Origin of the sequence: Hyphobacterium indicum, assembly GCF_003129605.1 — a bacterium.
GTDB classification, from domain to species: Bacteria; Pseudomonadota; Alphaproteobacteria; order Caulobacterales; family Maricaulaceae; genus Hyphobacterium; species Hyphobacterium indicum.
This window is the reverse complement of the sequence record NZ_QBDX01000001.1, coordinates 76468-93976: the sequence shown is the minus strand read 5'-3', so window position 1 is coordinate 93976 and position 17509 is coordinate 76468. Positions and strand designations below refer to the sequence as shown.

At 62.8% G+C, this 17509-nt stretch carries 18 protein-coding genes; 9 read left to right on the top strand and 9 right to left on the bottom strand.

Translation table 11 applies throughout. The features are described 5' to 3' along the window. Positions 1–89: 89 nt before the first annotated feature. From rsfS to DBR16_RS00460, 6 genes are all read left to right on the top strand, one after another. The gene (gene rsfS / locus DBR16_RS00485) at positions 90–452 is read left to right on the top strand and encodes a ribosome silencing factor (protein ID WP_170108320.1); all 363 of its coding nucleotides are present in this window, start codon (positions 90–92) and stop codon (positions 450–452) included. Between the two features lie 6 nt (positions 453–458). Then, a complete protein-coding gene (gene rlmH, locus DBR16_RS00480) occupies positions 459–929 on the top strand; it encodes a 23S rRNA (pseudouridine(1915)-N(3))-methyltransferase RlmH (RefSeq protein ID WP_109259285.1) in 471 nt (156 codons plus the stop codon). Positions 930–933: 4 nt separating this feature from the next. Then, positions 934–2154, top strand: a complete 1221-nt coding sequence (locus tag DBR16_RS00475; protein ID WP_109259284.1) for a murein hydrolase activator EnvC family protein — start codon at positions 934–936, stop codon at positions 2152–2154. Positions 2155–2184: 30 nt separating this feature from the next. Continuing rightward, the gene (locus DBR16_RS00470; RefSeq protein ID WP_109259283.1) at positions 2185–3477 is read left to right on the top strand and encodes a S41 family peptidase; all 1293 of its coding nucleotides are present in this window, start codon (positions 2185–2187) and stop codon (positions 3475–3477) included. A gap of 114 nt (positions 3478–3591) precedes the next feature. After that, positions 3592–4776: a divergent polysaccharide deacetylase family protein gene (locus tag DBR16_RS00465; protein ID WP_109259282.1), complete on the top strand. Its 1185-nt coding sequence runs from the start codon at positions 3592–3594 to the stop codon at positions 4774–4776. Beyond that, positions 4776–5264, top strand: coding sequence for an RNA pyrophosphohydrolase (locus DBR16_RS00460; protein WP_109259281.1), 489 nt, complete (start codon positions 4776–4778; stop codon positions 5262–5264). The genes DBR16_RS00465 and DBR16_RS00460 overlap by 1 nt, the downstream gene beginning before the upstream one ends. Here DBR16_RS00460 and DBR16_RS00455 read toward each other — a convergent pair. From DBR16_RS00455 to DBR16_RS00425, 7 genes are all read right to left on the bottom strand, one after another. After that, the gene (locus tag DBR16_RS00455) at positions 5222–5482 is read right to left on the bottom strand and encodes a CBU_0592 family membrane protein (protein WP_456077606.1); all 261 of its coding nucleotides are present in this window, start codon (positions 5480–5482) and stop codon (positions 5222–5224) included. The genes DBR16_RS00460 and DBR16_RS00455 overlap by 43 nt on opposite strands. 35 nt (positions 5483–5517) lie before the next feature. After that, positions 5518–5919 carry a F0F1 ATP synthase subunit epsilon gene (locus DBR16_RS00450; protein ID WP_109259279.1) on the bottom strand — a complete coding sequence of 134 codons (402 nt, stop codon included), beginning with the start codon at positions 5917–5919 and terminating at the stop codon, positions 5518–5520. An 88-nt stretch (positions 5920–6007) separates the two neighbouring features. Next, positions 6008–6775 carry a hypothetical protein gene (locus DBR16_RS00445; protein ID WP_109259278.1) on the bottom strand — a complete coding sequence of 256 codons (768 nt, stop codon included), beginning with the start codon at positions 6773–6775 and terminating at the stop codon, positions 6008–6010. A gap of 100 nt (positions 6776–6875) precedes the next feature. Next, entirely contained in the window at positions 6876–8309 is a 1434-nt protein-coding gene (gene atpD, locus DBR16_RS00440; RefSeq protein ID WP_109259988.1) for a F0F1 ATP synthase subunit beta, read from the bottom strand. Between the two features lie 29 nt (positions 8310–8338). Beyond that, positions 8339–9226 carry a F0F1 ATP synthase subunit gamma gene (locus DBR16_RS00435; RefSeq protein WP_109259277.1) on the bottom strand — a complete coding sequence of 296 codons (888 nt, stop codon included), beginning with the start codon at positions 9224–9226 and terminating at the stop codon, positions 8339–8341. A gap of 22 nt (positions 9227–9248) precedes the next feature. Continuing rightward, a complete protein-coding gene (gene atpA, locus DBR16_RS00430; protein WP_109259276.1) occupies positions 9249–10778 on the bottom strand; it encodes a F0F1 ATP synthase subunit alpha in 1530 nt (509 codons plus the stop codon). 7 nt (positions 10779–10785) lie between these two features. Continuing rightward, on the bottom strand, positions 10786–11343 hold the full coding sequence (locus DBR16_RS00425; RefSeq protein WP_109259275.1) for a F0F1 ATP synthase subunit delta: 558 nt from the start codon (positions 11341–11343) through the stop codon (positions 10786–10788). A 255-nt stretch (positions 11344–11598) separates the two neighbouring features. Between DBR16_RS00425 and solA the strand changes: the two genes are divergently transcribed. Beyond that, positions 11599–12708: an N-methyl-L-tryptophan oxidase gene (gene solA / locus DBR16_RS00420; protein ID WP_161539337.1), complete on the top strand. Its 1110-nt coding sequence runs from the start codon at positions 11599–11601 to the stop codon at positions 12706–12708. Here the strand turns inward: solA and DBR16_RS00415 are convergent. Both DBR16_RS00415 and DBR16_RS00410 read right to left on the bottom strand, forming a co-directional pair. Then, positions 12705–13424, bottom strand: a complete 720-nt coding sequence (locus DBR16_RS00415; RefSeq protein WP_109259273.1) for a TerC family protein — start codon at positions 13422–13424, stop codon at positions 12705–12707. The genes solA and DBR16_RS00415 overlap by 4 nt on opposite strands. 18 nt (positions 13425–13442) lie before the next feature. Beyond that, a complete protein-coding gene (locus DBR16_RS00410) occupies positions 13443–15626 on the bottom strand; it encodes a primosomal protein N' (RefSeq protein WP_109259272.1) in 2184 nt (727 codons plus the stop codon). 118 nt (positions 15627–15744) lie between these two features. Between DBR16_RS00410 and DBR16_RS00405 the strand changes: the two genes are divergently transcribed. Together DBR16_RS00405 and DBR16_RS00400 are read left to right on the top strand one after the other, a co-directional pair. Beyond that, a complete protein-coding gene (locus DBR16_RS00405) occupies positions 15745–16428 on the top strand; it encodes a DUF484 family protein (RefSeq protein WP_109259271.1) in 684 nt (227 codons plus the stop codon). Beyond that, positions 16410–17345 (top strand): tyrosine recombinase XerC, encoded by a 936-nt coding sequence (locus tag DBR16_RS00400; protein ID WP_109259270.1) that lies wholly within the window; start codon positions 16410–16412, stop codon positions 17343–17345. Before DBR16_RS00405 ends, DBR16_RS00400 begins: the two co-directional genes overlap by 19 nt. Positions 17346–17509 lie beyond the last annotated feature (164 nt).

Here is a 17509-nt window from a genome sequence, read left to right as displayed (position 1 = left end):
AGGCTGAAAGCCGTTGACCTTTAAGCAGGAGCAGACCACTGACCACGCAAACCGACCGGACGGCCAAGTCCGCCGAGACCGCCCCGGTAATCCTCAAGGATGAGGACGCCGCCGGAGAAGATCTGGAAAGCCTGATCATCGGGCTTCTGGAGGACGACAAGGCGGAAGATATCATTTCCATCGACCTGCGTGGAAAATCATCGGTCACCGACTTCATGATCATTGCCTCCGGCCGTTCGCACCGGCATGTCGGCGCCATCGCCGATCATATCCTGCGGGCGCTGAAGGAAGCCGGCCATGGACGTGCCCGGGCCGAGGGTCTGGCCACGGCCGACTGGGTGCTGATCGATGCCGGCGATGTGGTCGTGCATGTTTTCCGGCCGGAAGTGCGCACATTCTACAATCTGGAGCGCATGTGGTCGGTGGATTCACCGGATAAACCGGAAGGCTGATCCGGCATGCAATTGCGGATCATCGCATCCGGGCGGCTGAAGTCCGGACCGGAACGCGAGCTGATCCAGCGTTATGCCGAGCGGATCCGTGCCAGCGGGCCCCAGATCGCGCTCGGACCGCTTGTGGAATCGGAGATCGACCCCAAACCGTTCCGGTCATCATCGGCCGAATCCGCTGTCCTGGCGGCACAAATCCCCGAGGGGGCCGCCCTGTGCCTGCTGGATGAACGCGGAAAAGCGCTGGGCTCACGTGATCTGGCCGATGCGCTCGCCCGCTGGCGCGATGACGGGATGCGGGAGGCCTGCTTCATCATCGGCGGCGCCGACGGGCTGGACGTTAATGCCTTTGGCAAGCCGGACATGATGTTATCCTTCGGCAAAGCGGTGTGGCCGCACATGCTGGTGCGCGCCATGCTCGCCGAGCAGCTCTACCGGGCGGTCTCCATCCTGTCCGGATCGCCCTATCACCGGGATTGATGTCATGTGGCTTTCCGCGCTCATTCTGGTCTTGCAGACGGTGAGCGATCCGTCCGTGCCGGATCCGGCTGAAATCGAACGCCTGGAACAGGAAGAAAACGAGGCGGCAGAGCGCGCCGCTGCGGCACGCCGGGAAGCCGAAGCCCTCGCCGCCGAGATTGTCGATCTGCAGACGCGATTGGTCAGCGCCGCCGGGCGCGTGTCAGCGAGCGAGCAGACCGCGCTGGAAATCGAGCGCCGGATTGCCGGCCTGGCCGCCGAGGAAGCCGTCATCCTGGACCGGCTCCTCTCGGACCGTGAAGCCCTGATCGATGTTCTTGCGGCCCTGCAAAGAATTGAACGCGGCACACCGCCCGCACTGGCGGCCGCTCCGGGCGATGCCGAGGAAGCCGCGCGCGCCGCGAGCCTTCTGGCGGCCATCACACCGGAATTACAGGCGCGCGCGGAGGCTCTGGCCGCAGAGCTGGAAAACCTGCGCAGTGTCCGCGAGGCGGCCGAAGCCGAGCGTCTGGATCTTGCGTCCACGGAAGCCGAGCTGGATGCCCGTCAGGCCGAGATCAACCGGTTGCTGGCCGAACGCCGGGAGCTGGAAGCCCGCCGCCGGGGTGAGGCCGAGCGCCTGGCGGATGTTGCCGCAACAGCTGGCGCGCAGGCCCGCAGTCTAAGGCAATTGCTGGAAACGGTCCGGGGCATGACAGAAATTTCACCCCGCTTTAATCCAAGACGTCTGATCCGGAGCGACGATATACCTGCTCCGGCGCTTCGGCCCGAGGACGGGCTGGTGGCTGCGCGGGCGGCAATGGCCCCGATCGAAACCTTGCGGTTTGCCGACAGCCGGGGCGAGCTGCGGCCGCCTGTGGAAGGGCCTGTTGTCCTGCGTTTCCGGCAGGCTGACGAGAATGGCGAACCGCTGGAAGGCATCCGGATCCGTGCCCGCGCCGGCGGGCAGGTGGTCGCCCCGTTCGACGCGCGCGTTGAATATGCCGGTTCATTTAATACATATAACGGACTATTGATCCTGAGTACGGGCGATGACTACTATATTGTTCTGGCCGGGCTGGCTTCCGTGTATGCCCAGGCGGGCCAGTCGGTTCTGGCCGGCGAGCCAGTGGGCGAGATGCCGGCCGGCGGCGAAATGGCACCGGATTTGTATCTGGAGATACGGCGCGGAGAAACAGCGGTTGACCCCGAGCCCTGGTTAAGGGTCAGATCGCGGTCTGGATAGTGCGGGCGAGAAAAAAGGACTCGTTAGATCATGCGTTTGAATTTCATTGCTGCAGCTATCGCTTTTGCGCTGGGCGCCGGGGCGCTCGCCGTATCCGCCGAAGGTTTCGACAATTCGCGCGAGGACACCTATCGCCAGCTGGAATTGTTTGGCGATGTCCTGTCCCGGATTGAGTCAGATTATGTCACCGATGTGGACGATGCGGCGCTGATCGAAGCCGCCATTGAGGGCATGCTGGAAAGCCTTGATCCGCACTCTTCCTATCTGTCGCCGGACAGTTTTCAGGACATGCAGGTCTCGACCCGGGGTGAATATGGCGGTCTCGGAATGGAGATCACCTTGCGCGATGACCTTATCACCATTGTCTCGCCCTATGAGGATACACCCGCCGGACGTGCCGGGCTGCTGCCGGGCGACCAGATCATAGCCGTTGACGGTTCCTCCATTGTCGGGTTTTCGACCGATGAAGCGGTTGATCTGATGCGCGGCCCGGTCGGTGAGCCGGTGACCATCACCATTGCCCGTGAAGGCGAGGACAATTTCGATCTGAATCTGGTTCGCGAAATCATTCCGCTGCGGACCGTCGCCTGGCGTGAGGAAGACGGTTATGGATATCTGCGGATTGCCGGTTTCAACGAGCACACCACGGAAACCCTGCACGAAGCGATTGCCGAGATGCGGGACGCTTTTGACGGCACCATCCCGGGCGTCGTGGTGGATTTGCGGTTCAATCCGGGCGGGCTTCTGGATCAGGCCGTTGGCGTGACCGATACTTTCCTTGATGGCGGCGAGATCGTGACCACGCGCTATCGCAATCCGGCCGAAAACCAGCGCTTCAATGCCCGGCCGGGCGACATGATCAATGGCGCGCCCATCGTCGTTCTGATCAATGAAGGCTCTGCCAGTGCATCGGAAATCGTTGCCGGTGCCCTGCAGGACCGGCAACGGGCCACGCTGGTCGGCCGGACCAGCTTCGGCAAGGGATCGGTCCAGACGCTGATTCCGCTGCGGGGCGGCCGGGATGGCGGGCTGCGTCTGACCACCGGGCGCTATTACACGCCTTCGGGCCGCTCCATCCAGGCGACCGGTATCATTCCGGACTGGCTGGTGGCTTTCCGGCGGATCGAGGAAGGCGCGGAAGGCTACAGCGAGTCGGCACTGGACGGTGCCTTGCAGAATGAAGACGGGGCCCAGCGCGAAGCCGAGAATATTGCGGCCATCGAGATGCCGCCGGAAGATTATGAAGGCGATGATTTCCAGCTCGAACGCGCGCTGGAAATCCTGGCCAGCCTCTCGACCCGCGAACAGGCCGCGCTGCAGTAGTCACGGATTTCCGGCCTCCGTCTTAACCCTTTCTTACCCGCAAGCGGGCAGCAATCAGACAAAGGCCCGGCCGTGTGATTCGGTCGGGCTGGCAGGCTGATTTGCCGGGTGAAGATGAGCAGTACACCACTACGCGCGACACAGGCATTCAGGGCACCGGCGCTCGCCGGGCTCGGCGCGGCACTGTTGTTCGGCATCGGTGCGCTGATGATTGCCTTTCTGGGCGATCCGGCCGGACGCCCGCCGGTCGCACGCCAGGCACTTGCGCCTCTGCCCGCGCCGCCGCCGGAAGCCGTCCAGACCGTGGAAACACGCCGCCCGGTCGAATTCACCGAACCCGACACCGATATTGAACCGACACTGTCCGGTGTGCCGGAAACTTTCCAGGCTCCGGCTGGACAGGGATCCGACCCGGCGCAGGCCGAAGCCGAGCATGCCCGCCAAACCGATCCGGATGCGCTTGTCGCGGCACCGCTGGCAGGTCTGACCACGCCGGGACCGTCCGGCCCCCTGCCCGCTATCGGTCCGGATGGAACACGCCCGGATCAGGCCTATGCCCGTCCATGGGACGGTGACCCCAACACACCGATGATCGCGGTGGTGATTGGCGGTATGGGGCTGAACCGCGCGGTAACCGAATCGGCCATTGACGAACTGCCGCCGGAAGTGGCGCTGAGTTTTGCGCCCTATGCCCGTGATCTGCAAAGCTGGATCGACCGTGCCCGTGCTGCCGGACATGAAGTTCTGGTCGAGGTGCCGATGGAGCCGTTTGATTATCCCAATAATGATCCGGGTCCGCACACCCTGCTGGCGGATGCGCCCAATTCGGAAAATTCACGCCGTCTCTACTGGCTGATGAGCCAGGCGACCGGCTATTTCGCCATGACCAACTATCTCGGCGCCCGATTCTCGACGTCGGAACCCGCGCTGGGCCATCTGATGGCGACACTTGAGGAACGCGGCGTCTCCTTCCTGCATGACGGGACGGGCCGCCGGTCGACGATTGAAGCCGCGGGCGGCAATGCCGGGGCAAGGTGGGGAATTGCCGACCGGGTGCTGGATGAGGATCCGTCACCGACTGCCATTGACGACCGTTTGCTGACGCTGGAAGCCCTCGCCCTGCAGAACGGTTCGTCCGTCGGGGCCGGGTTTGCCTATCGCTCGACTGTGGACCAGGTTGCTCGTTGGGCGGAAGGCCTCGAGGCGCGCGGTTATGCGCTGGCCCCGCCGTCTGCCGTGATGGCGCGGCAGCAGGCGGAACGCAGCGGATCGGCAGCCTCCGCCACTTCCGCTCACTGATGGGCGATCCCTATCCGCAACACCGGGCCAATGCCGGCGTCGTCATGTTCAATGCGGACGGACTCGTCTGGATCGGCCGCCGCGCGGATGTCGACGGCCCGCATATCTGGCAATTTCCACAAGGCGGAATGGATGCGGGTGAGGATGCCGAGGCCGCGGCCCGCCGCGAGGCTTTCGAGGAAACCGGTGCCCGCTCGGACCAGCTCGTATTGCTGGGATCCATCGATCACTGGCTGGCCTATGATTTTCCGCCCGGCCTGCCGCCGCGGCCGGACCAGAAACGCTACAAGTGGAAAGGCCAGAAACAGCGCTGGTTTGCCTTCCGCTATACCGGGCGTGATGCGGATTTCGATCTGACGGCTGTCCCGCCGCAGGAATTCGCGGAATGGCGCTGGGAAAAGCTGGAAAACGTCCCGCCGCTGATCATTGGCTGGAAGCGCAGCGTCTATGAAGACGTGGCCGCGGCTTTTGCGCGCTTTGCGCGCTGACGGTTCCGGAGGGCGCGGACCAGCCCGATGATGCTGATCGCGAACCAGCAGAATTCGATCAATATGGACGCCGGATTGGGCTTGTAGACCAGCGAAACCAGCAAGAGCACCGCGCCGATGCCGTTGATGACAGGATGGCGCCAGTCATCGTCGCGTACGCCGCGCGTCTGCTGCCAGAAATAGGCAAAGAGGATGAGCGCCACACCGGAAATGCCGATGAAGTCGGTGAGGCCGAGACTGTCGAGAAAACCGGTCAGCCGTTCAGCGCTTCGGTCAGCGCCTCGAACTTGGCAAGTTTGGCTTCGGCGATATGGCGTTCGTGATCATCGCGCGCGAGGCCGATATCTTCCTTCGCTTCGGTCAGGTCTTTTGCCAGTTGTTCGCGGTCAACAGAGGACAGATCAATGGCCTCCTCGGCGAGCACGGTCAGACCGTCCGGTGTGACTTCGGCAAAACCGCCATGGATGAACGTGCGGCGGACATCATCGCCGTCATGCACGGAAATGGCCCCGGAGCGGATGGCACTCATCACGGGCGCATGTCCCGGCAGGACACCGAAATCGCCGTCTTCACCCGGCACAACGACCATATCGACATCGCCCTGGAACAGGCGGCGTTCGGGCGAAACAAGATCGAAATGAAGTTTGTCAGCCATGGCAGAGAATCCTCGTCTTTCGCGGTGGCTTCTAGCAGGCCTTTTCGCGCTTGTGGAGAGGCGATGTCACTCGGTGGCGACGCCGTCCTCAGCAGCTTGGTGGCAATGCTCCCAGCAAATCCAGAAGGGCGCGGTCGCGGCTGTCCTCGAGTCGGACCCAGGGCTCATCGGATCCCACAGCCCAACCGGGCATATCGAGCTGCATGGCAATATTGAACGGCAAGGGTGGAAGAGGCTGCGGCGGTATTTCGCCCTCCGGTGTCACAACACGTGAAGGAATCTGACCTTCATAACGTTGCTGCCATTGCCCGACAGCGGCGCAATCGCTTTCCAGATAGGTCACGAAACCAATGCGATCGGCCACCGCGTCATTCAGTTCGGCTTGCCGGCCGAAGGCGCGGTTTTCCCCGGTTATGGCCTGACCGGGCTCCAGCCCGTTCGAGCGGAGATAGTCGGCAGCTGCGGCTCCATCAAAAAGACGTTCAGCTATGGCATCAAAATCTGTTGTTTCGCCTTCAATGCTGACCTGATGATAGCGCCATTGGCAATCAGCATTCTCGCAGACTTCGTTGAAAGCAAAGCGGAAAACTTCCGTCCAGTAGAATGGCGATCCGCGTTGGCCGCGCGGACCTTCGGTTTCGATTGCCGCGCCTGGCTGATCGATATTGTGGGCTTCAAAGCGCTCCAGCGCGCCATTGGCTGCGGCATCATAGGTCGCGCGCTGCCATGCCCGCCAGAGCGTGGGGCCGTCAAACCCGTCAAACGCGCCCTGGGCCACATCGGGCGCAGGTGGCGGAGGTGGCGGCGGTGACGCCGCGACGTATAGCAGGCTTATGGCAGCGACGATGAATTTCATAAAGGCCCCCCCGGTTTGGCGAGGAGTTTGGCGGGTCAGCGCAAAAAAGAAAAGGCCGGTCGCGATGACCGGCCTTGTCCATATTCGATGAAAGCCGAGCTTAAGCGGCTTCAGCAGCCAGGGCTTCGGCCTTCTTCACGGCATCCTCGATGGTGCCGACCATGTAGAAAGCCGGTTCCGGCAGATGATCATATTCACCGGCCACAATCGCCTTGAAGGCCTTCACGGTGTCGGCGACCGGCACCTGGATGCCCGGGAAGCCGGTGAAGACTTCGGCGACGTCGAAGGGCTGTGACAGGAAGCGTTCCACTTTCCGGGCACGGGCCACGGTCAGCTTGTCCTCTTCCGACAGCTCGTCCATGCCGAGAATGGCGATGATGTCCTGCAGCGCCTTGTAGCGCTGGAGAATTTCCTGAACGCTGCGGGCGGTCTCATAGTGCTCTTCGCCCACAATGCGCGGATCGAGGATGCGCGAGGTCGAATCGAGCGGGTCGACAGCCGGATAAATGCCCTTTTCCGAGATCGCGCGGTTCAGAACCGTCGTCGCGTCGAGGTGCGAGAAGGTGGTGGCCGGGGCCGGGTCGGTCAGGTCGTCTGCGGGCACGTAAACGGCCTGCACCGAGGTGATCGACCCCTTCTTGGTTGACGTAATGCGTTCCTGCAGCGCACCCATGTCAGTGGCCAGTGTCGGCTGATAGCCCACAGCGGACGGGATGCGGCCGAGCAGGGCGGACACTTCGGAGCCGGCCTGGGTGAAGCGGAAGATATTATCAACGAAGAAGAGCACGTCCTTGCCTTCCTCATCGCGGAAATATTCCGCCTGGGCGAGGCCGGCCAGGGCGACGCGGGCGCGGGCGCCCGGCGGCTCGTTCATCTGGCCGAAGACGAGGGCGCAGCGCGACCCTTCAACGGAGCCCTTGGACGGATCCTTGTTGACGCCGGATTCGATCATTTCCCAGTACAGGTCGTTGCCTTCGCGGGTGCGTTCGCCGACGCCGGCGAAGACCGAGTAACCGCCGAACAGCTTGGCGATGTTATTGATCAGTTCCTGAATCAACACCGTCTTGCCCACGCCGGCACCGCCGAACAGGCCGATCTTGCCACCCTTCGCATAGGGGCAGAGCAGGTCGATGACCTTGATACCGGTCGGCAGGATTTCGGCTTCCGTCGCCTGCTCGTCAAACGCCGGAGCGGAGCGGTGGATCGGGGCGCGCTGTTCGTAGGAAACTTCGCCAGCCTCGTCGATCGGGTCGCCGGTCACGTTAAGAATGCGACCCAGAACGCCCGGGCCGACGGGAACCGTGATCGGCTGACCGGTGTCAGTGACGACGGCGCCACGCTGCAGGCCTTCGGTGGCGTCCATGGCGATGGTCCGGACGGTGTTTTCGCCCAGATGCTGTGCGACTTCCAGAACCAGCTTCTGATCGCCATTCTTGGTTTCAACGGCGTTCAGAATATCCGGCAGGCCGCCTTCAAATTCGACGTCAACAACGGCGCCGGTGATCTGTACGACGCGTCCCTTGAGCTGTGCCATCTGCATAATTCCTTTTGCGGACGTATTTCTTACAAGGCCTCGGCGCCGGAGATGATTTCGGTCAGCTCCGTCGTGATCTTGGCCTGGCGTGTACGGTTATAAACGAGGTTGAGTTTGTCGATCAGGTCGCCGGCATTGCGCGTGGCATTGTCCATCGCGGCCATACGGGCCCCCATTTCGCCTGCGGAGTTTTCCAGCAGGGCCGACAGGATGACCGTGTCGACATAGCGCGGAAGCAGCACGTTGAGGATTTCCTCCTCATCGGGCTCGTATTCATAGACGGCGCCCTGCAGGTCGGGGCGTGCAACACTGTCATCAATCGCGTCCGCCGCCGGGATCAGCGTCTGGACGCGGGGCTTTTGCGAGATGACAGAGACAAATTCCGAGGCGATCAGCTCGCAGACATCGAATTCGCCGGCATTGAACATCTCGCGGACCATGAGGCCGAATTCGGAGGCCGCATCGCGGCCGACATTCTTGCCGCCACCGAGATCATAGCGTTTGACGATCAGATCATTGTAGAGGCGCTTCAGCTGGTCCGCGCCCTTCTTGCCGACCGTGATGATCTTCACCGTCTTGCCTTCGGCCTGCAGCGCGGTAATGCGCTCGCGGGACTTGCGGACGATATTGGTGTTGAAGCCGCCACACAGGCCGCGATCCGCCGTCATCACCAGAAGGAGATAGGTGTCCGACTTGCCGGTCCCCACCAGCAGCGGCGGGGCACCCGGAGAATCCTTCATGGAGGTCGACAGATTCGCCATCACCGATGCCATGCGCTCGGCATAGGGGCCAGCGGCTTCGGCGGCATCCTGCGCCCGGCGCAGCTTGGCCGCGGCCACCATCTGCATCGCCTTGGTGATCTTCTGCGTGGACTTCACGCTGGAGATGCGATTGCGAAGCTCTTTAAGCGAAGCCATGCGGCTCTCCTAAACCCTGCCCTTAAGCGAAATTCTTGGTGAAGGCCTCGACCACGGAGGTCAGTTTGCTTTCACTGTCATCGCTCAGCTTCTTCTCGTCGCGGATGGCGGCCAGAAGCGCAGCGTGATCGGCATGAAGATGCCGCAGGAATTCGGCCTCGAACTGGCGGACACTGCCCACCGGCACCTTGTCCAGATAACCGCGCGTACCGGCGAAAATCACGCAGACCTGCTCTTCCATCGACAGCGGCGAGAATTGCGGCTGCTTCAGAAGCTCGGTCAGGCGCTGACCCCGGTTCAGGAGGCGCTGTGTTGCCGCGTCCAGATCGGAACCGAACTGCGCAAAGGCCGCCATTTCACGATACTGGGCAAGCTCGCCCTTCATCTTGCCGGCCACCTGCTTCATGGCCTTGGTCTGGGCAGCAGAGCCCACGCGGGACACGGACAGGCCGACATTCACCGCCGGGCGGATGCCCTGGAAGAAGAGGTCGGTTTCAAGGAAGATCTGGCCGTCAGTGATCGAGATCACATTGGTCGGAATATAGGCCGACACGTCATTGGCCTGGGTTTCGATGACCGGCAGGGCCGTCAGCGAACCGGCGCCCATCTCGTCATTCATCTTGGCCGCACGCTCCAGCAGGCGGGAGTGCAGATAGAAGACGTCACCCGGATAGGCTTCGCGGCCCGGCGGACGGCGCAGCAACAGGGACATCTGGCGATAGGCAACCGCCTGCTTGGACAGGTCATCATAAACGATAAGGGCGTGCATGCCGTTATCGCGGAAATATTCACCGATCGTGCAGGCGGTGAACGGTGCCAGGAACTGCATCGGTGCCGGATCGGACGCGGTCGCGGCGACGACAGTGGTGTATTCCATCGCGCCGTTTTCCTCGAGCGTTTTCACGATCTGGGCAACGGTGGAGCGCTTCTGACCAATGGCGACATAGACGCAGTAGAGCTTCTGGCTCTCGTCATCGCTTTCATTGATCTGTTTCTGGTTCAGGATGGCATCGATTGCGATCGCGGTCTTGCCGGTCTGGCGGTCGCCAATGATCAGCTCGCGCTGGCCACGGCCGATCGGGATCATCGCATCCACAGACTTGATACCGGTCGCCATCGGCTCGTGCACGGATTTGCGCGGGATAATGCCCGGTGCCTTGACGTCCACACGGCGGCGCTCGGTGGCATCGATCGGACCCTTGCCGTCAATCGGCTCGCCCAGCGCGTCAACGACACGGCCGAGATAGCCCTTGCCAACGCCGGTGTCGACGATGGAGCCGAGGCGTTTCACCGTGTCGCCTTCTTTCAGGCCGCGGTCTTCACCGAAGATCACGCAACCGACATTGTCGCGCTCCAGGTTCAGGGCCATGCCCTTGACCCCGCCCGGGAATTCCACGAGCTCACCGGCCCGGACCTCGTCGAGGCCGTAGACGCGGGCGATGCCGTCACCAACGGACAGGATCTGGCCCACATCCGAGACTTTCGCGTCGGCGCCGTAATTCTTGATCTGGTCTTTCAGGATTGCGGAAATTTCCGCAGCACGGATGTCCATGGCGTCACTAAGCCTCTTTCATCGCTGTCCGGAGCCCGTCGAGCTTGGTCCGAAGTGAGGAATCATACATGCGCGAACCGACCTGTACGATCAGTCCGCCGAGAATATCCGGATTCTCATGAGCCCGGACGTCAACTTCACGCCCGAGGGCGTGTTTCAAGGACGCTTTCAGAGCGTCGATTTCCTTGGCTGACAGCTTCGATGCTGTCGTAACGTCAGCCGATGCCACACCACGCGCCTGCGCGGCGAGATGTGCATAGGCAGATGCGATATCGGAAAATGCCCCGGCGCGGCCATTGTCGGCGGCGACCATCAGCGCGTTTTTCGTCATTGTCTGGAAGCCGGCCTTGTCCGACAGGGCGGCAATGATACCGGCCTTTGCACCGGCATCGACCATCGGGCTTTTCAGGGCCGATGACAATTCGGCGCTGTCACTCAGAATGGCCGATAGCGCGGCCATATCCGCCTCGATCTTGTCCGCCAGGCCGGAGTCCGAAGCCAGCTCGAACAGGGCGCTGGCATACCGTCCGGCTGCGCCGGTGATTGTCGCGTGATCGCCACTCATCGGATCGTTCTGTTGCCTGCCTTTGCCGATTGTGCTGGCGAGTCGATTGGGTCAACCACCAAACACTTGAGATAATTGCGAAATTTGGAGCACGCTTTCGCCGTCAAGACGCGCGCTTCTCCAGTTGCGCGCCCGCTTAGCATAGGGGCTTATCAGCGGCAACCCGCTTGCGTCATTATCGGCATGGCTTGATTGAAAGGCAAAAAGGCGGAAAGTGCGACCGGGGCGTCTGGCATGCACGACGGGGAGAGTGGCATGCACGATATCGGGGTGATCGGCCTGGGAGCCATGGGGCTTGCCAGTGCGTGGGCGGGCGTCCGCGCGGGGGCCTCTGTCATTGCGTTCGATGCTTTCGGACCGGGCCACAGTCATGGCTCCAGCCATGGCGAAACCCGGATGATCCGGCGAATCTACAGCGAAGGGCGCGTCTATATGCCCCTGCTGGAGCAAAGCTACGCGTTATGGACCAGACTCGAAGCCGAGGCCGGAGAGCGGCTGTTCCACCAGACAGGCGGCCTGGATATCGCGCCGGACGGTCATGCATTGCTCAATGAATCCCGCGCCTGCGCCGACACCTACAGCCGCCCCCATATCTTCATGGATTCCAGGACCGCCAATGACTGCTGGCCGGCGCTTCATCTTCCGGAAAATTGCGGCGTCATAAAATCTCGCGAGAGCGGCGTGCTGATGAGCGATGCCGCCAACGCCGCCCTGGCCCGGCTGGCGCGTGCAAGCGGTGCGCGGCTCAACTGGAATACACCGGTCTCATCCGTGCAACCGGACGGGGACGGATTCATGATCATCACGCCGGAAGGCGAATCCCGGGTGCGACGGGTGATCAATGCCGCCGGACCGTGGGCTGATGAATTCAGCCCTGCCCTGGGCGAGGTTATCCGTGCAGAGCGGCAGGTGATCGGTTATTTTGACGGTCCGCCCGGTGATGTGCCGCCCTTCCAGCGTGTTCTGGATGATGGGCGCCGCCTCTATCTTTTACCAGCCGGAACGCCGGGACGATGGAAATTCGGACTCTATCATCACCGCCAGCAGGCCGGGCCGGAGTTTCGCGGTGCCAGCGAGGTTGATGCCGAGGACCGCCGGTTGCTGACAGCCTGTCTGAAGACCGTATTACCCGGATGTCCGCCGCCTGACCGGTTCGAGGTCTGCCGCTTTACCAATACCGCCGATACGCGCTTCATCATTGACCGGGATCCGGAACAGGCGGGCATGGTGATTCTCGCGGCCTGTTCCGGGCATGGCTACAAATTCGCGCCCGCAACGGGCGAAGCTGCCGTGGCATTGGCGCTGGATGCGCCGCTGCCGGTGGACCTGACGGCCTTCACGCTAGCGCGGCAATTGCCGCATTAGGCTCTGGTCTGCCGGGCGCGGCGGGCGAGAATGTTCAACACCTCGACCATCAGCGAGAAGGCAATGGCGAAGTAGATATAACCGCGCGGAATGTGGAAGCCGAGCCCGTCCGCGACCAGCGCCACGCCGATCAGCAAGAGGAAGGACAAAGCCAGCATTTTCGTCGTCGGATGACGCTCGATAAAGCGGCCCACTGTTCCGGCGGCCATGATCATGACGCCAATGGCCACGACGACCGCTGCGATCATGATCGTGATACGGTCCGTCATGCCCACGGCGGTGATGATTGAATCGAGCGAGAAAACGACGTCAATCAGGGCAATCTGGGCGACGGCTCCGGTGAAGCTCGCCACGGCGATGGACGTGCCGGGCGCGTGTGCCGGCTCCATGGAATGGTGGATTTCCAGTGTCGCCTTGACCAGCAGGAAAAGGCCGCCGCCGACAAGGATGATGTCTCGCCAGGAATAACCGTTGCCGAACAGGCTGAATATGTCGGTTTCCAGCCGCGCCAGCCAGACCAGCGTGAACAGCATGATGATGCGGAAAATGAGGGCGAGGCCCAGGCCGATCTGGCGGGCCAGGGCACGGCGGCTCTCCTCGAGCCGCGATGCGATGACGGCGATGAAGACAATATTGTCAATGCCCAGAACGATTTCGAGGAAAGTCAGTGTGGCAAAGGCCATCCAGACTTCCGGAGATGTCAGCATTTCAATCATCGCGCATCGCTGTGCCGGTCAAACAAAACTGTAGGGTTCAATATCTATTGTAACGCGGACCGATGAAACCGGTTTCATGTTTTTCTTCCACGCCCACAGCCAGGCTGAAAGATCGACATCGCGGTCTGCGCGTACCAGCAGGCGGCGGCGGTGCCAGCCGCGCACCATGCCATAGCGCGGCTCGGCCGGGCCCCATATCTTTATGCCGTCCGCATCGGGTGCGTTCCGGGCCCAATCCTTTGCGACCGCATCGGCCTGTGACGGGTCCTTCGCGGAAATGATGATCGCCGCCAGACGTCCATAGGGCGGCAGGCCCAGGGCTTCGCGGGCCATGGTTTCGGCCTCCATGAAGCGGTCACGGTCCCCGGCGACCAGAGCGGCGATGGCGTCATGCTCCGGATCATGGGTCTGCAGCAGCGCCCGCCCGGGCCGATCAGCGCGGCCGGCCCGGCCGGCCACCTGCACCAGGGTCTGGTAGGTGCGCTCGCCAGCGCGCGGATCGCCGCCCGCAAGGCCGAGATCGGCATCGACCACACCGATCAGGGTGAGATTCAGGAAGTTGTGACCCTTGGCCGCGATCTGGGTGCCGACCAGAATGTCAATCTCGCCGCGTTCCATGCGATCGATCAGCGCCAACAGTTTTTCGGCGGAATGGGCGGTGTCGGAGGAGAGGATTTCGACCTTGGCCTCCGGGAAACGGGCCTTGGCCTCTTCGGCCACGCGCTCGACGCCCGGCCCGACACTGGTCAGGGAATCGATGGCTCCGCATTCCGGGCATTTGTCCGGACGCGGCATGGAAAAGCCTGTGAGATGGCAGATCAGCCGCCGGGTATAACGGTGCTCGGTGAGATAGGCGTCGACCTCGGGCGATTTCATCCGGTGACCGCAATCGCGGCACAGAACGAGCGGCGCATAGCCGCGGCGATTGAGATAGAGCAGGACCTGCTCGCCGCGGCCGAGCGTTTCGGCCATGGCCTCGACCAGCGGGTCGGAGAGCCACAGCCCCCGTTGAGGCCGGTGCTCGCGCAGATCAATCGTGGCGACATCAGGCAGGACCGCCTTTCCGATGCGGTCCGGCAGCTGGATATAGGCATAGCGCCCGGCACGCGCATTCGCGAGGCTTTCAATCGAGGGCGTCGCGGAAGCCAGAATGACCGGCGCTCTTGAGGCGCGGGCGCGCACGACTGCCAGATCGCGGGCCTGATAGTGCAGCCCGTCACCCTGTTTGTAGGTCGCATCATGTTCCTCATCGACAATGATGAGGCGCAGATTCTGGAAAGGCAGGAAGAGCGCCGAGCGCGCGCCGATGACAATGCGGGCGCGATTTTCATTAACCTCGCGCCAGATGCGGCGGCGCTCCTTCGGCCCCTGATCGGAATGCCAGAGGGCTGGCTCGGCGCGGAAACGCTCCATGAAGCGGGCGGTGACCGCACGGGTCAGGGCGATCTCGGGCAGCAGGACGAGGATCTGGGCGTCGCTGTCCTGCCTCAAGGCATGGGCAATCGCGTCAAAATAGACCTCCGTCTTGCCCGAACCGGTCACGCCATCAAGCAAGGCAGCCTGAAACCCGCCCGCATTGATCATGCGCCTGATCTGATCCGCAGCGTCCTGTTGCTGCGGGACCAGCGCCACGCCCGGCCCGTCCGGATCCGGCGGATCAAAGGGCGGGTCCGCCGGGCGCTCGATCCGAGTGAGTCCGCCGGCCTTGGCCAGGCCGGTAACGACACCGGGCGTCACGCCGGCCAGCCGCGCCAGTTCTGCAGCGCTCCCGGGACCCTGTTCGAGCACGGCGCGCAGAACCCTCTCCCGCGCCTCTGTCATACGTGTGGGGCGTTCAGCGGCCGCCTCAAACCGCAGCTCGGTGGGCGAGGGCAGCAGGGAATCCTCACTGCGCAACACCATGCGCAGAATGATGCCCGGCCATTGCACCAGATAGCGCGCCGACCAGTTCACGAACTCGATCATCGCTTCGGAAAGCGGCGGCGCATCATAAACGCTCTCGACGCTTTTCAGATTGCGGCTGCCATCATCGGAGGACAGCGCCCAGACAACGCCGCGCGACGAACGCTGACCCAAAGGCGCCCGGACATGATCGCCGACACGCAACTCCATTCCGTCGGGCACCGCATAGTCGAACGGTTCCGGCAGGGGCATCGGAAACAGGATGGACGCCTTGGCTTTGAGGGTGGGCGCGCGACTCATGGAGCCTATAGTGAGCGCTCGACCTGCTTCTGCAAATGCTTTTGCCCGCGTTTACGGAACGCCAAGGCCTGTCTGCTAGATAGGCCTCAATACAAATCCGAAAACGGATGGTGGGACATTGACAGATTTTACGACACAGCCGGGCGCTGCGCCCGATGCGATGGATCGCGCCATGCTGCGCCAGATGCTGATCGAAAACCCGGACTGGGTCCGTGAGGATACCGAATTGCTCTCGCATATCGCCGGGGCATCCGCGGCTGAGGGTGTGGCCGATCTCGGCTTCGTGGTGCGCGAAAAACTTCTGCACGAGGTACGGACGCTGAAGCAGCGGCAGCGCGCCATCGCCGACCATGCCCGTAGCAATCTGGCATTGCTGGCACGGACGCAGGCCTTTGTGCTGTCGCTGATGGAATGTAACGATCTGGATGCGCTGGATTACACGCTGGCCTGGGAAGCTCCGGCAGCGCTGGGCGTCGAGAAGGTCCGCCTGTTTCTGGAGGGCGGAACGCCGATGATTGTCTCGGAATCGATTCACGCCTGCGGATACGGGCTGGCGGACGAATTGCTGGGCGATGAAAATGATTTCACCGGTGCCTGCGCGCCGCGGACCTCGCGCACGCTTTATGGTACAGACATGGGCAGCCATGCGCTGTGCCGGATCGATGTGTCGGGCCGCACCGGCCTGCTTGCTTTGGCGGCGAGCGAGGCCGATCAGTTTCATTCCGGACAGGGCACGGAAATCCTCAATTTTACGGCCCGCGCCGTTGAACGCCTGCTGGATCGATGGCTGAGCGCGACCTGACCCCTTCCGCCGATGACGCGCTGAAGGACTGGCTGGGCTATCTGGCGGGGGAAAAACGCTACAGCCCGAAAACGCTGGAAAGCTATGGCCGGGATGTCTCGGCCTTTCTCGACTTTCAATTCGCCCATCGCGGCGAACGCCTGACTCTTCGGCACCTCGGCGATCTCAAGGCTACCGATTTTCGTGCCTGGCTGGCCGATCGGCGGCGTGATGGCGTCTCCGCCCGTTCGCTGGCGCGGTTCCTCTCGTCGGTGCGCAGTTTCTATCGCTATCTGGAACAACGCTGCGGTGTCTCCTGCAGCGCGCTGGGGCTCGTCGAAACGCCCAAAGTCCCGCGCAGCCTGCCCAAGCCGGTGAGCACGGATGCGGCCCGGCAGATGATTGTTGAAACCGGTGCGCGTGACATGCCGGACTGGATCGCCGCCCGCGACGCGGCGGTTCTGCTCCTGCTCTATGGCTGTGGGCTGCGGATCAGCGAAGCGCTGGCGATCACGGTAGCGGATTTGCCGCTTGGCGATGTCTTGCGCGTGACCGGCAAGGGCCGAAAGACGCGGCTGGTGCCCGTCCTGCCGGCCGTCCGCGAGGCGATGGCGGCCTATGTCGTGCTCAGCCCGTTCAGCCCGGATCCCGGCGAGCCGGCCTTTCGTGCCGTGCGAGGTGGGGCACTCGGCGCACGCGCGATACAGGAAATGGTGGTCAATCTGCGGTCCCGATTGGGCCTGCCGGCCAGCGCCACGCCGCATGCCTTGCGCCACAGCTTTGCCACCCACTTGTTAGCCGGTGGCGGCGATTTGCGCACGATTCAGGAATTGCTGGGCCATGCCAGCCTGTCGACCACACAGGTCTATGCCGCGGTTGAAGGCGCGCATCTGACGGCGGTTCATGCCGCTGCGCATCCGCGTGCGAGACGGCGCTGAGACCGAGATGCCCTGATTTGCCCTTGCCCCGGGCCTGCTGCCCCTCTCTCTATCAGGCTCCAACCGGAAAAGCAGGGCTTCCAGCCGTGCCCGCCGCGTTTTCAGACTCGCCCGGCCCCGCCTTTTCCCCGCCTTCCGCCCCCGCTTCTCACCCCTCTTGCATC

Bases quoted from the DNA above. Each gene is read 5' to 3' on its own strand.
- rlmH (WP_109259285.1), top strand. From the start codon at position 459: ATGCAATTGCGGATCATCGCATCCGGGCGGCTGAAGTCCGGACCGGAA.
- DBR16_RS00475 (WP_109259284.1), top strand. From the start codon at position 934: ATGTGGCTTTCCGCGCTCATTCTGGTCTTGCAGACGGTGAGCGATCCG.
- DBR16_RS00470 (WP_109259283.1), top strand. From the start codon at position 2,185: ATGCGTTTGAATTTCATTGCTGCAGCTATCGCTTTTGCGCTGGGCGCC.
- DBR16_RS00465 (WP_109259282.1), top strand. From the start codon at position 3,592: ATGAGCAGTACACCACTACGCGCGACACAGGCATTCAGGGCACCGGCG.
- DBR16_RS00460 (WP_109259281.1), top strand. From the start codon at position 4,776: ATGGGCGATCCCTATCCGCAACACCGGGCCAATGCCGGCGTCGTCATG.
- DBR16_RS00450 (WP_109259279.1), bottom strand. From the start codon at position 5,919: ATGGCTGACAAACTTCATTTCGATCTTGTTTCGCCCGAACGCCGCCTG.
- DBR16_RS00445 (WP_109259278.1), bottom strand. From the start codon at position 6,775: ATGAAATTCATCGTCGCTGCCATAAGCCTGCTATACGTCGCGGCGTCA.
- atpD (WP_109259988.1), bottom strand. From the start codon at position 8,309: ATGGCACAGCTCAAGGGACGCGTCGTACAGATCACCGGCGCCGTTGTT.
- DBR16_RS00435 (WP_109259277.1), bottom strand. From the start codon at position 9,226: ATGGCTTCGCTTAAAGAGCTTCGCAATCGCATCTCCAGCGTGAAGTCC.
- atpA (WP_109259276.1), bottom strand. From the start codon at position 10,778: ATGGACATCCGTGCTGCGGAAATTTCCGCAATCCTGAAAGACCAGATC.
- DBR16_RS00425 (WP_109259275.1), bottom strand. From the start codon at position 11,343: ATGAGTGGCGATCACGCGACAATCACCGGCGCAGCCGGACGGTATGCC.
- solA (WP_161539337.1), top strand. From the start codon at position 11,599: ATGCACGATATCGGGGTGATCGGCCTGGGAGCCATGGGGCTTGCCAGT.
- DBR16_RS00415 (WP_109259273.1), bottom strand. From the start codon at position 13,424: ATGATTGAAATGCTGACATCTCCGGAAGTCTGGATGGCCTTTGCCACA.
- DBR16_RS00410 (WP_109259272.1), bottom strand. From the start codon at position 15,626: ATGAGTCGCGCGCCCACCCTCAAAGCCAAGGCGTCCATCCTGTTTCCG.
- DBR16_RS00400 (WP_109259270.1), top strand. From the start codon at position 16,410: ATGGCTGAGCGCGACCTGACCCCTTCCGCCGATGACGCGCTGAAGGAC.